At 57.2% G+C, this 16,518-nt stretch carries 13 protein-coding genes; 10 read left to right on the forward strand and 3 right to left on the reverse strand.

What is annotated here, in order from left to right:
* The first annotated feature begins 6 nt into the window (after positions 1-6).
* The 3 genes from EU557_RS25680 to EU557_RS03550 all read left to right on the forward strand — a co-directional run bounded on the left by EU557_RS25680 (position 7) and on the right by EU557_RS03550 (position 3,023).
* The gene (locus tag EU557_RS25680; RefSeq protein WP_135529022.1) at positions 7-249 is read left to right on the forward strand and encodes a hypothetical protein; all 243 of its coding nucleotides are present in this window, start codon (positions 7-9) and stop codon (positions 247-249) included.
* Complete coding sequence (locus EU557_RS03545) at positions 246-2,438, forward strand: hypothetical protein (protein WP_135529023.1); 2,193 nt, start codon at positions 246-248, stop codon at positions 2,436-2,438. The genes EU557_RS25680 and EU557_RS03545 overlap by 4 nt, the downstream gene beginning before the upstream one ends.
* 357 nt (positions 2,439-2,795) lie before the next feature.
* On the forward strand, positions 2,796-3,023 hold the full coding sequence (locus tag EU557_RS03550) for a hypothetical protein (RefSeq protein WP_135529024.1): 228 nt from the start codon (positions 2,796-2,798) through the stop codon (positions 3,021-3,023).
* 55 nt (positions 3,024-3,078) lie between these two features.
* On the opposite strand, the gene EU557_RS03555 is transcribed toward EU557_RS03550, so the two are convergent.
* From EU557_RS03555 to EU557_RS25400, 3 genes are read right to left on the reverse strand one after another with little or no spacing between them, the layout of a single operon-like run.
* Positions 3,079-6,627 (reverse strand): hypothetical protein, encoded by a 3,549-nt coding sequence (locus EU557_RS03555; RefSeq protein ID WP_135529025.1) that lies wholly within the window; start codon positions 6,625-6,627, stop codon positions 3,079-3,081.
* The gene (locus EU557_RS03560) at positions 6,620-7,483 is read right to left on the reverse strand and encodes a hypothetical protein (protein WP_135529026.1); all 864 of its coding nucleotides are present in this window, start codon (positions 7,481-7,483) and stop codon (positions 6,620-6,622) included. Before EU557_RS03560 ends, EU557_RS03555 begins: the two co-directional genes overlap by 8 nt.
* A gap of 57 nt (positions 7,484-7,540) precedes the next feature.
* The gene (locus EU557_RS25400; RefSeq protein WP_167855077.1) at positions 7,541-7,705 is read right to left on the reverse strand and encodes a hypothetical protein; all 165 of its coding nucleotides are present in this window, start codon (positions 7,703-7,705) and stop codon (positions 7,541-7,543) included.
* Positions 7,706-7,821: 116 nt separating this feature from the next.
* On the opposite strand from EU557_RS25400, the gene EU557_RS03565 reads away from it, so the two are divergent.
* The 7 genes from EU557_RS03565 (at position 7,822) to EU557_RS03595 (ending at position 16,509) form a co-directional block, all read left to right on the forward strand.
* Positions 7,822-9,117 carry a Clp protease ClpP gene (locus EU557_RS03565; protein WP_135529027.1) on the forward strand — a complete coding sequence of 432 codons (1,296 nt, stop codon included), beginning with the start codon at positions 7,822-7,824 and terminating at the stop codon, positions 9,115-9,117.
* Between the two features lie 57 nt (positions 9,118-9,174).
* On the forward strand, positions 9,175-10,257 hold the full coding sequence (locus tag EU557_RS03570) for a hypothetical protein (RefSeq protein WP_135529028.1): 1,083 nt from the start codon (positions 9,175-9,177) through the stop codon (positions 10,255-10,257).
* Between the two features lie 77 nt (positions 10,258-10,334).
* Entirely contained in the window at positions 10,335-10,943 is a 609-nt protein-coding gene (locus EU557_RS03575) for a hypothetical protein (protein WP_135529029.1), read from the forward strand.
* A 3-nt stretch (positions 10,944-10,946) separates the two neighbouring features.
* The gene (locus EU557_RS03580; protein ID WP_135529030.1) at positions 10,947-11,489 is read left to right on the forward strand and encodes a hypothetical protein; all 543 of its coding nucleotides are present in this window, start codon (positions 10,947-10,949) and stop codon (positions 11,487-11,489) included.
* A gap of 85 nt (positions 11,490-11,574) precedes the next feature.
* Positions 11,575-12,999 carry a phage portal family protein gene (locus EU557_RS03585; RefSeq protein ID WP_135529031.1) on the forward strand — a complete coding sequence of 475 codons (1,425 nt, stop codon included), beginning with the start codon at positions 11,575-11,577 and terminating at the stop codon, positions 12,997-12,999.
* Positions 12,996-13,472, forward strand: coding sequence for a DUF6712 family protein (locus EU557_RS03590; RefSeq protein WP_135529032.1), 477 nt, complete (start codon positions 12,996-12,998; stop codon positions 13,470-13,472). Before EU557_RS03585 ends, EU557_RS03590 begins: the two co-directional genes overlap by 4 nt.
* Positions 13,473-13,500: 28 nt before the next feature.
* Positions 13,501-16,509, forward strand: a complete 3,009-nt coding sequence (locus EU557_RS03595; protein WP_135529033.1) for a PKD domain-containing protein — start codon at positions 13,501-13,503, stop codon at positions 16,507-16,509.
* The last annotated feature ends 9 nt before the right edge of the window (positions 16,510-16,518 follow it).

Here is a 16,518-nt window from a genome sequence, read left to right on the forward strand (position 1 = left end):
GATGCCATGATTACACCAGAAGCAGCTGTGGCTATTGTAATTGTCTTGCTAGGCCTCTTGATGATGGGCTGGCTTTTGGTAATGGTGAATGAAAGCCGCAAAGCGAAGAACCATGCCTTTCGCCGCTTTTCTGAATTTCCACCCCCGCCGCCTCGTCCTATGCCCACTAAGTCTGACTTGGAGAACAAACAGGCCAGGGAAGAGTGGAAAGCCAAATGGGATGCCTATAACGCCAAATATCCCTCATGAGCAATCAACTCCTCGTCGGCGGCATTGCCCTGGACCTCTCTCCGGATACGGTTATCCTGCCCAGCTTTCAGGCCAATGACCTCACCAAGCCCGACACCATCCAATCGGACTTCTCGCCCGAGTTCAGCCTACCTGGTACGCAGAAAAACCACCAACTGCTGGGCCGCGCAGCCTACGGCGGCACCCTGGCCGGTATTCCCTACCGCAAGCTCATGGCCACGCTGCTCAGTGATGGCGTGGAAATCATGCCGCTGGCCCTGCTCATTGTGAAGGGCTACGCCGGCGGCAAGTACCAGGTGCAGCTGTTTGCCGGTAACCGCCGCTTCATTGAGCAGCTAGGCGACAAGACGCTACAGGAGCTGGACTTTTCCCGCTTCAATCACCTCTGGACGCTCGATAACGTGGCCAGCCGCTTGCCGCTGGCCTACTGGCAGGAGCACGGCTGGGGCTATGAGGTGCTGGACCGCGGCCGTCCGCTGGACCTGACGGCCCTGAACCCGTTCATCTGCCTGCCCTCGGTGTCAGCCCAACTCATTTGGGATCAGATGCTAGCCGAAGCGGAGTTTACGGCGACGGACCTGAGCCAGGAGCCGTTGTTTTCGCGGCTCAACGTGCCTTCCCCGCAGGTGGCCGGTTACCCCGCTGACTTTATAGCCGCCCGCCAACTGGTGGCCGGGCATCCACAGCAGCCTATTGTGCCACGCCGGCAAGCGGCTACCCGTGATCCGCTGGAATTTCAGGTGCCCTTTACGTTTCACCCCGCCGGTACCGACCCGTTTCACACGCCCACTATTCCGGGCATGCTCATCGAGCGCACGTTCTCCGAGCACGGCGAAACGTATCCGTTCACTATCTACGTGCCAGACACGGCCTGCTTGCTCACCATCGAAGCTAGGGTAAACGTGGACTTCGAGGTACGCCTCGGCAAGGTGCGCGCCCGCCTCTCACTCTACAAAAACGGGCTGCTCTGGGTGGAGGGTACCGCCCAAGAAGTGGGCACGGGCTCCAATCACCTCGTCTCGGCTAGTGTAACCGCTACGCGGGAGCCCGTTGCCGCTGGCGACGAAATCTACTGCGTGCTGCGGCTGGAAAGCGTGAGCCTCGTGAGTGCGCGCTGGGGCTTCTATACCGGTTTGTTCTCGGGCCAGCAGTACGGGCCCTTCGACATGCCCAGCCCGCTCGATCAGTGGAAGATTGAGGTAGTGAGCGAAGTGCCGCCCGGGGGCCAGATCAACCTAGCCGCTTGGCTGCCCGACATGAAGCAGCTCGACTTCTTCAAAACCATCGTGCAGCTGCTCGGCCTTACGGTGCAGACCGATGCGTACGACAGTCACTTGCACCTGGGCCTGTCGGGTACGGTGCTCGACAATGCCCCGAAAGCGCTGGACTGGACAGGCAAGCGGGATGCCCCGTTTCTGCCCGCCGGCGAAGCGCGGGACGTGGTGTTTCGCTTTGGCAGCTACGGCCGCAAAAACTGGCTGCGCTGGACGACCGATAGCGTAGACAGCTACGACGTGACCGAGGCCAGCAGCCGCGTGGGCAAGGTGATACCCAAGGGCTACGCCGATGGCTATTTGGCGGTGGCTGACGAGAACCTACCCGCTGAAGCTAGCCTGGGCACGCTGCCGTTTGCGGCTACGGGCAACAGCCAAGCACTACCCGGTGGGCTGAAAATTCCCAACTGGAAGCGCAATGAGTCGGGTGGTACTATTACCTACGATCAGCAGGACGTGGTACCGCGCCTGACCCTGCGCACCGGGGCCCCGCTGCAAGTGGTGCTGCGCTACCTGCTAGGCACGCGCACCGTGTCAACCGTGCTCAGCTACTTCGCCGATGCTACGGCGCAAGTAGAGCTGGACTTGCAGCGCTGCATCTTGCCTCGTTACTGGCGGGGGCTGGCGGCCATGCTGTTGGAAGCCCGCTACCACAAAGAGCGGTACCGCTTGACCCAGCAGGACATTGCCGCCCTTGACTACACGATGCCTATCTGGGACGGGGTGCTAGGCGACTACTTTGCCATCAGTCAAGTAGCTGAGTTCAGCGCAGATAGGCCTACCGAGGTGGCCTTGTGCCGGCTGCACCCGTCGCTGCTGGCCCCGCCGGTTTCGGCTACCCAGCCCGCTATCGGCTTGGAATTCTTCGAAGGTGAGTTCAACGTGACAGCTACTACGCCACCCGAATTTTATTAAGTTCGCCTATCGTAAATAATAATTTTAAAAGAATACGTTAAAGGATTTCACCAAAGCTCAAGCAACCTATAAAGGAAAATCAGGAATGAATAAGCCAGTGCCTGGGACTCGCTACCAAGTTGGGTTATCTCCACTACCTAATCCTGAATATCTAACAGTTGGAATCGAAGGCGGGCCAGGCACAGCCACCACCGCCTATGAAAGAATCACTTACAGCATCCAAGAAGAATTTTGGCAAGACTGGGAAAACGTGGTAGATGTGGAAGGAGCCCCAATTCGACTTCAATAAAGCAAAAGCCCCGACCTACACAGGCCGGGGCTTTTCGTTAAGTTAGCAGTCAACTAAACCCTCTTTATATGGCAGAGAATAACGAAGATTTGACATTCCGCCCAGACATTGCAACGATCAATATGCTTTTGGACGTGAAAGCAATGCTCACGGTTTCATTAAACATTCAATCTGATTTATTAGCGCATAACTCAGGTAAAGACAATATGGAAGTGCGCAAAGAGACTTGGGATCGGGTTGCTACAACCCGAAAGAAAGAGGTTGAGGCCTTCGAAGAATCGTTAAGAAATAAATGAAAAAAGCCCCAACCTTGCATAGGTTGGGGCTTTTGCTTTAGGAATAAATCACCTTCTAGGTGTTCGACATGCTTTGAGTGAACTCATCTCGGGCCAATCCCTCTTTCACATCTACGATGGTGGCCTTGATGGCCCCGCTTCTCCGGATGGCGGCTACAACGCCCGCTCCAACCTCTTCTGCTGATAACGCAGGTGCCGGCCCCTTTACCGACTCGCGCACGAAGCTGGATTGTACCACGCCACCCAGCGCCATATGCCCCGAGGGAGCCAACGGCTTGCCGCCACCCATCACGTTGAGCACAGAAGCCAGGGGCCGCAGCAGCGGGCTACGCCACACGCCCTTGGTCAGAATAATTTCATCCCCCTCAGCTTCGCCCATGGGCCGGCCCGTCAAGCGGTGCACCAATGGTATGCCGCCCTGGCTGTGGCTGGGCCCGTTGAGTACGCCCCCCTCGGCAAACCGCTGGCTGCTGATAGCGGCAATCTGCGCGCCCGCTGTAGCCGTGAGCAGACCAATCTGCACGCCTCGTACTACCGTAGCAAACGGCTCGACGAACGGCGCCGCGGGAGCCCGTAGAATCTGCATTACGCCGCTGGCCAGATCAATCAGGGCCTGGGCAATGGCAATCTTGCGGCGCTTCTCGGCATACTCTTTCTCAATGCGCTCCTGGTTCTGGGCGTGGGCCTTCTGGATTTTCTCCCGCTGCTCGGCATTGTCGCCGGCCGCGGCCAACTGGCGGCGCATCTGCTCACTGTCCCGGTTCAGGGCCTGCGACTTGGCTGCTTCTTGAATGGTGTTGAGGCTATTGACCGAGTTAGCCGTTAGCGCCGCAATAGCCTCAAACTGCTCACCGAGGAGTTGCTTACGGCCCTCAGTGGTTTGGCGGTCTAGCTCCAGCAGTCGGGCTGCCGTTTCCTGCTCGATGCGCAAGCGCTCAGCGCTGCCTTCTTTGGTGCCGAGTATCTGTGCATCCCGTTCGGCCAGAATGCCCGCTTTACGCGCATTTAAGAAACCCTCCGACAGTTGCACGCGCCGGGCCTCTTCCTGGCTTAGGCCGAGTAGCTGCCGATCAGTGGCCAGCGTCAGCAGCTGAGCTCGTTCGTCCAGGGCTACCCGCTGCCGCTCGACTTCCTCAGCGGCATTGTCGGTGGCTAGCTGCTTGAGGTCAGCGGCCAGCTTGGTGCGGATAGCGTACTCTTTGGCCGCGTTGTCTTCCCGTACATCTAGGGCAGCCAGCTGCAACTCAGTATCCAACTCCAGGGCCCGGCGGCTCAGCTCGTATTTCTGCTGGGTGCCTACTTCGGCCACGCTTAGAGCCCCGGCGACGAAATCACGTTCCGCCTGCAGGCCTTCCTGGGCCCGCTTGCGCTCGGTGTCGGTTTCCAGCTTGAGTTTATCCGCCTCATACTTGGCATCAATCAAGGACTTTTGCCGAGTCGTCATGTCTTTCTGGGCTAAGTCTAGCTTATGCTGCGTGTCCAGCTTCCGGCGCAGAATGTTCAACTCCTCCTCGGAATTGGCCTGCACCTTGGCTAGCTCCAAGTCCAGAAAGCCGAGCTGTACTTTCAGTTCGTTTTGCCGCGCGGCTAGGGCCTTATCTGCTGCTTTCTGCCGCGCGTCGGCCGCTGTTTTCTCGGCTTCCTTCTCTTTATCCAGCCCTTCTTTGGTGAGCTGAAAGCGGTTGGTGATGTACTCGTTACGGCGGCCAGCGGCATCCTCTTCGAGGTCGGCTAGTTCCGCCCGGGCCTCGGCTTCTTTATCGAGCAGTTCGGCACCCGCCTTGGCAGCGCCACCACGCAGAGCAATCTGCTCTTTGTAGATGGCTAGCTGCTCTTTGGCCTGCTTTACCAGAATGCCTTCGCGGGCCTGCTCCACCTTAAACGCATCCTCATTGGCTTTTTGGCGCACTTGCAGCGAGTTAAACTCATTATCCCGAATGTTCTTCAGGTTCTCCTCATCCCGCAGCAGGCGCTTATTGGTATCGGCATTCACGCGCCGCTGCTGGTCTAGCTGCTGCTGCCGCTTGGTCAGGTCGCCAGTAAGCGTAATCTCCCGGCTTATTTCGTCACCGATGCCCGTCAGGGCACCTTTTGCCGTTTGAGCCGCCGCCGTGAAGTCACCACTGAGCACCTGCACTACGGCCTTGCCCACGGCACCAAGCCGGTCCGTCACGACATTCACCGCTGCCCCAAGCTGGTTCATGACCTTCTCCACTAGGCGGGTGCCCTCAGCCGTTTTGGTCAGGAATACCACCACGCTGCCCAGCACGACCACCAGTGCCCCGAGACCGGTGGCAATGAGCGCTAGGCGCAGGGCACCCAGGGCCCCGGTTTCCGCCACTGTAGCGGCTTTGGCTAGGTTGGCAGCCTGGGTGTACTTGGCTTTGGCCTCACTGACTTTGTTGAGGCTGACACCGAATACTTCCACGTCACCCACTACCTGCTTTACGGCCGTGCCCAGCTTTACGGGCTCTTTGGCGGTGTCGGCAATCTGGGTCTTCAACTTCTGGATCTGAAAGCCCAGCTTACTATACTCCTCACTGCTCTCGGATACCTGGCTCTGCTCTTGCTCCAGCTTCACGAGTTCGGCGGTGGCCTGCTCAATAGCTGCCGAGTACTCCGCTACTTTCTTTTGTGCTTCCTCATAGCTCAACCCCGCCTTCGCGCCGGCGGCTTGCACAGCGACCCCGTAGGCCGTGGCCTTGCGCTCCAGTTCGGTATAGGCCTCACTGTCTTCGGCTAGGCCTTGCTGCTGAGCCCTGATCTTCACCAGTTCGGCCGTAAGCTCCTCGAAGCTACCAGTAGGCACCTTTACTTCGGGCAGGGGCTCTGCAATCTCCTTCTTAAGCTTCTGGATCTGGAAGCCGATGCGGGCGTACTGCTCACTGCCTTCGCCTACCTTCTGCTGCTCCTGTTCCAGCTGCACCAGGTTCTGAATGACGGGCGCAATGCTGTCGCCGTAGCTAGTCAGCTTGGCCTGCGTCTGCTCATAGGTCAGGCCCGCTTCCGCACCTGCTTTGTTGATGGCCTGCTGAAAGCCGACGATCTTCATGCGCTGCTGCTCATAGGCGGGGCTGTCCTGCGTCAGGTTCTTTTGCTGCAGCTCCAGGCGCTTCATCTCCGCAATCAGCGGCTCAATGGCCCCGCCGTAGTTGCCCACATTCCGGACAAACAGGCCCATGCCGGCATCAGTCGTTTTGAGCGTGCCGCGTAGCTCATCAATGACCTTGGCCAGTGCCTGCGTTTCCTCGGTGCTGTTGTTCGCCGAGCCCGCTAGCTGCTGGTACTGGCGCTGAGCTAAGCTGAGCTGGGCTTGCTGCGCTTGGTAGGAGTCGGCTACGCCCTTCGTGGCGGTGCTGTACAACTCCAGATTCTTACTTAGTGCCGTTTGTTCCTGGCGCTGCTTCTTGAGCTGGTCATTGAGCGCTACGGTTTGCCGCGCAAAGGCCGCATCATCAACGCTGCCCACTTTGCGGGCGGCATTCAGCTCCCGCTGGGCAGCCCTGGTTTTCTCGATATCTAAGACCAGCTGCTTGAGCCGGTCATTCGTCTTCCCCTCATCAAGTTGCACACGCAACAAAACTACCTCAGATGCATCAGCCATCGGGTTTTAATTTTTGTATTTCTAAATTGAGAAAAGACGCAATTGGCAAGTAGTCAGAATAGCATTCGCCACTACCATTGAAGACTTGTTTAGGCTTGTATTTTATATTTTTAAATTCTCTTTTTATATGGTGTTCTAAATTCCATATATACTCTGCATCTCGCGACTCAATAATTAATAATTCGATTAATGTATAATTAGCATCTAACCTTCCGCTAAAGCGCTTAGATATATCCTGTGATGTTATACCAACTTTATAAAAAACCTCGCCTTCTCTTTCCAGCTGTATCAAGTACAACTTAGCTATTCTATTAGCGGAAAGAGCAAGCCACCGCGTTTTAGTCCATCCAGAAAGATTCCTAGGCTGGCTTCTTGCGCAACGCATACAGCCACTTCCTGTTAAATGCGCATGCGCCCTTTGCTCGAATGCGCCATGCAAAGCGCAGGTAATAGTAATCTTCTCTTTCATGCCAAATGTTTGTGGCAACAAAGCGTAAGAGTATTTATTACCGTGTACCTCTTTGAATTTCAAAACGAATTCATCGGGGCTTAGCTGTCCTGCGCATTTGGGGCAACCTGTACCATTTACATGGTTATGATATTTAGGATTAAATACTCCATGATCAGGGCACAGCACTGGTATATTATCGGTTGCCCTGAATACACTAGGCAGTAGGCTATAGTCATATTTGCCATTATGCACAGAAACAAGCCGTGCTATTTTTTCTGCTGTCGGAATTAATGGAGGGGCTCCCTTCTGCATGCCAGGCCTGGGGCCTCGTTTTACAGGTACAGTACTTGCTGCTTCATTTGGCTTTTTCATGCTATCAATATAGCAAATAAAAACTGTACTCACAGTAGTACGGTTATTCCAACTGTACTCGCAGGAGTACTACTTCGGAAGCATCAGCCATTAGGATTGTGTTTTAGCAGGAGCCGGGTAATGGGGTACGCGCACGAGGCGACCCTGGGCAATGTCGTTGAGGAACGGCGTGAGGAAGGAGTTGAGCGGAATGCCTTCCGCAGCAGCTAGTTCCTTGAGGCGTTTGACCGTGTTTTTCGGCGGATTGACTTCCATAGAAAAATAATCCCGGCACCCTGCCGGTGGTATGCCGGTGAAGTTCCGGCCTTATTTGCACTGCCCCAAGAAGTGGAGATTTCTTTGTTGCAACGCCCCCAATAGGCGCCCGCAACATGCCCGAACTCGTCATTCCCGTACCCGAAAACATTGGCCCTGGCGGTATCGACTGGGACTTTTTCGAGTGGATACCCTCCTTTACCGTGGAGGATATTCGCATGCACTTGCAGTACGCCGAATACGAGGGCATTGAGGTAGATAGCATCCTACTGCAATTCGGCATCTGCTACGGTGGCTCGGTGCGCCACGCGTTGGAAATTTACAACTACCTGCGCGGCCTGGGGCTGCCCATCCGCGCCCACGTGCTCAGTATTACGGCCAGTTCCGGCACCATCGTCGCCTTAGCTGCTGACGAGATAGAGATGGAGCATACCGCGCAGTGGATGGTTCACCGCCCGCTCTATCCCAGTGGTACCTACTCGCAACGGGCGGAAGATCTGCGCGCCGACGCCGACCGCATTGACCGGGACGAGCAAGCCATTGTGGATGTGTACGTGGCTGCTTCCGGCAAGAGTGAGCAGGAGGTGCGTCAGCTGGTGAGCGTAGACCGCTTTATGACCGCTGCGGAAGCGCTTGACTTTGGATTCGTCACGAAGGTCAACCCGCTCAAGTCCAAGGCCCCAACCAAAGTAGAGGCTCAGGCCAAGCTCAAGCATTTCAAATTGGCCGTAGCCCGCGCCGATAAGCGCACTGTGCACGCCCTCAATACGCCTAAACCCAAGGCGGCTGCTTCGCGGCCCGCCGCTAACGCTTCCCCTAAACCTATGGCCAAGAACGCCACCCCGGCCGCTGCTAAGACAGCCGCCAAGAAAGTTACGCCCCTTACTGCCGAGCAGAAAGCCAATGCTAAAATCGTAGCTGACTTGGCCAAAAAGCTTGGGGTAAAAGCCACCATTGATGGTGCCGCTGATACCACCGAGGTAACCGCTGAAGCTACGGCTACCGTGCTGGCGGATGGTGCCGGTACGCTCTATACCGATGGCCCACTGGCCCAAGGCAAAGAGGTGTTCAACGATGAGGCCTTGAGTGTCGCCACGGCCGATGCCACTTATGAAGCCGAAGATGGCCGCGAAATCGTGGTGGCTGGCGGTGTTGCGGAGTCGGTAAGCGATGCGTCCGATGAGGGCGAAGCTCCTACGGAGGCAGCTGCTACCACTACGGAAGCTATTACGGCTGCCGTAACCGCTGCCATTGCGCCTCTTACCCAGCGTCTGGACACGATGGAGGCCAAGTTTAACAAGACCGTGCCGCCTACGCCCCGCCCGTCGGCCCGTGCTAGTGCTGCCCCCCAGGTGGACACGAAGAATAGCAACACGCCCCGTCCGAAAGCTGCTCACCACGCTGGCCTGTAGCCTGTCGGCTAAGCGTCCTCTCGCTTTTTCTTCTCTCGCCTTTTACCTGTTCGTGTTATGTTCTTCGAGAATATTCCCTCTTACCGGCCCCCAGTAGCCGTTGTGACCATGCCCGCCCGCAAGATTCCTACGCTCCAGGAGCTAGGTATTCGGGTAGTGGAAAACATCAAGACCAGCGTGCTCATGCAGGGCCTGCTGGCTAAAAACAAGGTGACCGTCCGCGACACCGGTTGCGGCGAATTCCAGGGCACCGGCGCGCTGGCCACCTTCAAGACCAACGAAATCAGCGTTGATCCGCTGATGGCTCAGGATGAGGACTGCGCCGAAACCTTCGTTAATACCATCCTGCAAGGCATGCTCAACGCGGGCCACGCGACAGATTCTGACCTGACTGGTACGGAAATCGAAACGCTGGTACGTGCTTATGCCGAGGGTGGTATTGCCAAGGTGCCCGTGGGCAATCAGCCCGAGTTTGCCAACCTGCTGGACTTGGCCTTGAACGACCAGGTAAACCCGGTGGTGTACGGTGATGCCCTGCGCATTTGGATGCTCGGCGACAAAGCCAGCGCCAGCAAGGACTACAACCAGACCAACGGCTTGCGCAAAAAGCTGCTGGCTGCTGCGCCCACGGCCGGCGCCACGGGTGCCACCGGTACCTACCGCGGTGCTGCTATCGACTACGCCGCGCTGAAGGCTGACCCGAAGAAAATCTTCGAGGTGCTGGAAGACCTGGTAACCAACTGCTCGGATGAGCTGCAGGATGTGGATGATGCCCAGAAAGCCATCTACCTCACCAAGAGCCTGTACCGTCTGCTCAAGTTTGCCTATGCGCCCGCTGACGGTGAAAACTCGCAGAAGCTGGAGTACGAGAAGGGCACCCGCACCTACTACTACGACGGCATTGAGATCAAGGAACTCAAAGTGTGGGAGCAGTTCATGAAGCTGGACTTCTCTACTGCTTCGCCTCACCTGGCTTTGTACACAGCGCCCAAAAACCTGATCTGGGCTACGGACCTGGAGTCGGATATGACGACAGCCGAGTTCAAGTACGAGGCTCGCACTCGCATCAACTGGTGGCGTGTGCTCTTCCGCCTCGGCTCGGGCTTCGCCTACGACATCCTCGTATCGTTCGCGGTCTAGTCTGCTACTGAATCATTCGTGAAACCCGCCCTAGGTGCAGCAACGCCTAGGGCCATTTCGAAAGGAGAACCGAACTCATGGCAGAAGATATCTGCAACCGCATTTCCAAAAGTGTCACCAGCTCCAAGTGCGGCAAGTCAGGTGGCATCAACCGCAACAGCTGGGTATTCCAGCAGGACCAGTTCACCGGCGCCGAAACCCTCAACAGCACCACGGGTGCGCTCTCGGGCTTTGGCCTGAAGGCGGGTGAAAAGGGCATTAAGGCCGTAGGCCGGCCCAAGCGTGGCAGTGGCGCCAACAAGTCCAACACCACCGACAACGGCAGCACCGAGGTAGAGCAGACGCTCATTCAGGAGTACCGCTACAAGGACCAGATCGGGCTCAACGCCCTGACCGAGTTCCTGAAGGCCGATGCCAAAGTCGTGTTTCAGGAAACGGCGGGTGGTGATATCCGCGTGTTTTTCAAGAAGTACGGCAGCGAAACCAGCACAGGCGAAGACGGGACGGGCACGAATCTGACGGATGATAACAACATCATGAAGACCACGCTCACCGGCAAGGAAGACGACTTCCCGATGTTCTTCGAGGCGCCCGTTTCGGGTGGCCAGAGCCAGCTGGCGGCTTCCCGCGCCTACCTGGATGCCCTGGTAACGGGTGCGGAGGTAGTAGAGGAGCCTGTTCCCTAAGCCGTGGCTGTCGCTTACACTGCCGAAACGCTAAGCCGGGTGCAAGCCTGGCTTAGCCTCTCGCTCTCCAAGCGGCACACCAACGCAGGCAAAGCCGAATTACACGCGCTCTACGCGCTCATCACCGGCGGCTCTGCGGCGGGCTGCACCAACTGCAATTATTCGGGCTACGTGGGCATCCTAGAAGCTTACGAACGCCAAGCCCTTCGCCTTTTACATCCTGAACTCATGGCAGATTCTAATTACAGCCTCGCTCCCGGCTTTGAAAACGAGCAATTCGTGCACGAAAAATTCAGCTCGGTGGTAACGGCCGACAACCTGACCGACGAAGCCGCGGAATTCTTCATTAAAAACGGCTTTGAGCACGCTTTCGTGAAGAAAGAAGCAGCCAAGTCAGAGCCCAGCCAGCCGCGGCTGACCGAAAAGCAGCAGGCCGTAGCCGATTACAAAGAATTGTTCGGCGAAGAGCCAGATGCAGCCAAGACTGCGAAAGAGCTGAAGGAGCTGATTGCCGCCAAGAAGGCTGAGCTCGACCTGCAGGACTAAGCTAGTCCCCTCTCAACCACGAAAAAGGGCCGCTGCTACTTGAGTAGCGGCCTTTTTCTTTCCCCACTGCCAGACGACATTCCCCATGGCTAAGCGCCGCCGCACTTCTACCGTTTCCCTGCTTCGCGTTGGCGCTCCTTCCTCGGTTCTGAATGCGCCGGCCATCCCTGCGGGTGGCCCCGGCGAAAAGCTCAAGCTCGTGAGCTGGGGTGCTAGTGACCAGCTGCCCCAGGAATGCCTGCGCATCCTCTACGACTCGGGCACGGCAGAAGCCTGCGTGACGCGCATTGCCCAGTTTATTGGCGGCAAAGGCTTTGCCTCGGAGGCTACGGCGACCATGCGGGCCAACGATGAGCAAACGCTCAATGATCTGCTAGCGGAGGCCAAGCACTACGCCGGCGCAGGCCTCGGCGTGGCCCTCGTAGTACGCTACACCTACGGTGGCCAGCGTGGTGATGTGTTTGTGGAGCCATCGGACTGCCTGCGGCGGGAAAAGGACGGACTAGGGCGCTTCGTAGTGAATTACGGGCTGAGCGAGGGGAAACGCTCGGCTGCTGATAACCGGGTGTATCTGCCCTTCAACCCGCTGGCTTCGGAGGAGGAGATTGCGGAGGAGGTGCTGGCTGCCGTGCAGTCGGAGGCCGGGTATTGGGGGCACCTGGTCTTTTCCTTTGAGGCGCGGCCCGGGCGCACCCAGTACCCCGTGCCGAGCTACTACGCCGCCAAAGAAGACCTGGAGACGGATGCGGCCCTGGCCCGCTTCGATAAGAAGCAGGCCAAGAACGGCTTCTTTCCCGATGCCGTGATGACGGTTATCGGAGCCAAGTACAGCCCCGAGGCTGATCCGGACTTCGTGCCTGGCGAAGGCCAGACGATGGATGACGCGCCCGATGTGGAGTCGCCGGACCTGCTCGACATCAAGAAGGGCGTGAAGGCCATGAAGGGCAGCGAGTCCGAATCCTCGGTGCTGGTGCTGGCCGTGGAGAAAGAGGAGGAGGCGCCCAAGATTGACTTCATCGACAAGGGCCCCAACTCCAAAGGCCTGACCGACATGCGCAACCGCATCACGGGCGCGGTGTGCCGGCACATGGGCGTACCGCCGGTGCTCATCGGGGTGGCCGAGGCGGGCATGCTGGGCAATAATCAACAGATCGTCAACAGCATAAAGCTGTTCAACCTGACGGTAGAGCCGGCCCGCGCTTCCATTATTGCCCCGCTGGCTAAGCTGTATCCAGAGCTGTCGGACTGGAGCGTGAAGCCGCTGAACCCAGTGGACTACCTCGATCCGACGGTGGCGGGCAAAATGACCGATGATGAAATCCGGGCCTTCGGTGGCCTGCCTGAGCTGGAGAAACCACAGTCGACGGATGCCGAGCGCACCCTGCAGGCCCTGGCTGGTTTGCCCGCGCTGGTAGCCAACCAGGTGCTGGCCGATATGACGCCCGATGAGCGCCGCGGCTTGATTGGCCTAGGCCCGAAAACTACTCCTACTCCTACGCCTGCTACATGAGCCAGCTACCCATCACCAAAGCCGACTTCAAGGACTTGACGCCGATGTCACAGAACGTGGCTGACGCGCTGATTCAGCCCTACATCTTGGAAGCATGGGAGTATGATTTGGAACTGCTAACAGAAGCGGAACGGGCTGCGCTGCTGACCACCCGCGCCAACTGGTCGGCCCTGTTTGAGAAGCTGTTTGCTGAAAAGATTCGCCCTCTGTGGGTACTGGAGGCCTACCGCCGCTTTCTGGGCATGCACGGTATTCACGTTACCCCGAATGGCATTGAGTATATGGCCGCCGACACGCAGGCCATCAGCCGCACCGAGCGGGTAGAGCTGAAGGCGGATGCCGAGGCCAAGGCTTCTATTCGGCGGGGTCGGCTAGAAGCAGCGCTACGGGTGTATCGGGGCACAGTAGCGACTACCTGCAGTCCAACCCGCCGCAAGCGGGGCCGCGGTGGGGTCCAATTCATTCCCGTCTAGCTACATCATCTTCTTATTCTAGCCCTCTATGGCTTCCCGCTCCCAGCACAAGCAACGCATTCGACTTGTATTTAAAGTAGTACCCGGTGGCCCGGCCGACGTAACGCGCAGTGCTCCCGTCATCAGTGCCCTGGATGGCATTATTGACGACTACGCGCTGAAAAGCGAAATACCCCAGAACGTAGGCTTTACTACCATCACGGAAGGCCAGTACGGTACCCATCCGGAATTCACGAATCAGAATGACGTGAATGCCTTTCTCCTGCAGCAAGTGGCTAATGGTGTAGCCGTGACGGTGCCGCCGGCCCCGAAGGGTGCGCAAGTAGACGACGTAGGAAATATCTTCTCGCACCTGGCCGTGCCCGGCTATGCTTCGGCTTCCGACTACGAGCTGGAAAAGGCTGACGTAGCCGCAGGCTTCAGTACGCCGACGGATATCTACTCGCAGGGCGGGCGCATTTACTATCCCGGTATCACCGGCCCGCATAGCGTGGGCTCGGTGCGGGCGCGCGTGAAGGCCAGCGGTGGCAGGCCCGCCGGAGAGTTCGTGAGCAATGCCACGGCCTTCACGGGGCCAGTGGTGGTGCCTGGTCCTACGCTGACGCAGGCGCAGCCTGCCAGTGGCATGGTGGGCACGCAGGTAGTATTGACTGGCACCAACCTGACGGGGGCGCTGGTCGCCTTCAATGGCACGGCCGCAGCACCCGTCAGCGTTACGGCGACCCAGATCGTAGTACCCGTACCGGCGGGCGCCACGTCGGGCAACATTACGGCGACGACCAGCGCGGGCACGGCGACGCTCTATTTCACCGTTACGGTACCGGCGGCAAACATGCTGCCTACGGCCAATGCGGGCGCGGATATCACGCTGCAGCTGCCTACCAATCAGGTAGCGCTACTGGGTACGGGCTCAGACAGTGATGGCACTATCAGCTCGTACAGCTGGGCCCAGATCACCGGTCCTAATAATGCTACGGGCATGCCCGCTTCCACACAAAATGTTGTGGTGAGCGGCTTGGTCGCGGGCATCTATCAGTTTCGCCTGACCGTTACCGACGATAAGAACGGGCAGAAAACGGATGATGTATTGGTGACGGTAAATGCCGCTACCTCTGTCCTGGCTGCTGGCCTGACGCTTCCCAGTGGCAGCACGGTTGCGGTGGGTGGCGCACTGGCCTTTACTGCGACAGCTAGCGGAGGTACTAGCCCCTATGAACTGCTGGTGCAGGCAGAAAATACTAACACAGGGCAAGTAATCCAGGTGTATGCAGGTAGTGGCGCTTCTTATTCTGGCAGTTGGACACCCACTGTTGCGGGCTCCTACGCTCTGACTAACACGGTAACTGACAATACAGACACCATTAAAATCTCGCCGGTGCGTACCGTAACGGTTACGGCTGCTCCAGTGCAAGCCGGCCCCGGTATTGCCGCCACGTTCCCGAACGATGGTCTTGTTACCTATTCATTCGACGCTGCTAGCGAGGAGCCAAGAATGTACGCGGGCGTGCTAGGCAATCAGCGGCTAGTCAACAACTTCACTTACACGGATAGAGTGGCCGGGCGATCCGTACGCGACCCCAACGTGTTAGAGCGCTACACGGCAGCTGGTGGCTTTGCTCAGGTAATGGTGCACACCAACATTATAACCGGGCAATTCTATAATAATACCGGACACTTTGCGCTGGCAGTTAGCCCTTCCGGAAACGGGCGCGACTGGAAATTCTTGAAAAATCTGGTCGTTTCTACGGACCCGTTGGCTACGAGCTGGAGTCCTAAACTGACCGTTATTAATGGCCAGGACTATATTATTTACGCCCACTCAACTAATGAGAAAAAAGAGCCTACGAATTATGAGGAGGTGATGTATTTCCAGATTTGGGCGGTTCCAGTAAATAATTTATTCTCCTCTAATCCAACAGTAGGCACCCCAGTCAAAATAACTGGCTCTTCATTTCCAGTAGATATTATTGACCCGTTCTTGTATTTCAAAGATGGGCTGTATCACCTGTTGTTTAAAAATGAAGCAACGGATAAAATAGGCCTCTGTACTTCTTCGCAGCCGTTTACTGGCTACGGTGCCGTAACGTACCCTAATGTAGCTAATCAGGCTATTGAGGGTATTTCACGCTATGTGTTCGGTAACGACGAATTGTTTACCGCCGATCTATACGGCTCTACAGGGGTAAACTATTTCGGGGCTAATGCCGCATTCAACACGTTTACCCCCCTAAACCCGTTGGCGGGCAATGGAATAATCGTGCGACACAATTCGCTGTGGCCCGCTGGTAGACCTGATTTAATTGTAGTGCCCAAGGTGGCAACTCCAGGGGTGCCCTACGCCGGTATCCGCATTACGGGCAGTAATGAAACAACAAACAGTATAGACCTAGCTGTCGCGGGCATATTAACTACACCCGTAGCACAAGCCACGGCCATTACGCTGCAATTCTACGATAACAGTATCAGTGGGGGCGCGCTGTTCAACGACAATAACAAGGACGGTGGGCTCTATACCATTACGGTTCCCGCCGGGCAGACTTCCTATATCCCACCCGCCTTGCAAGCCGTGGGCAAGGTGAAGAAAGCCAACCGATATGAGGTGGGCTGGAAGGTGTTGAGCACGGACAACCCCTCCGTTTCCATTGACCCGCAAACGGGGCAAAGCTCTTTCGTGGTGAGCGCACAGGGTACGCTTTCCGGCTCGCTGCCAACGCTAACAGTTACCGGAACATTAGGAGCGCAAACGGCCGATACGCAGAATGTTAACCTTGATTTCCAGGTGTCTACTCCATTTACGGTGGATACACAACTCTACCTTCAGGTTACGGCTGATGGCGTGTTGAACCTCTATCCAGAGAGCGACCCTAATAACCCTACGCCACTCCTATTCCCAGCTGGGCAGACGCACTTCACCCCATCCTATCCTTACCCCCGAAAGGCGGGTGCGGACTACAACTATGTACTGCGCATCCGAAGCACAGGCCAGTACACCACGGGCAATCCTGACAGCTTACTGCTGGTGATTCCCGCCAAGTAAGCCCCATAC

Origin of the sequence: Hymenobacter wooponensis (assembly GCF_004745865.1) — a bacterium.
Lineage (GTDB): Bacteria > Bacteroidota > Bacteroidia > Cytophagales > Hymenobacteraceae > Hymenobacter > Hymenobacter wooponensis.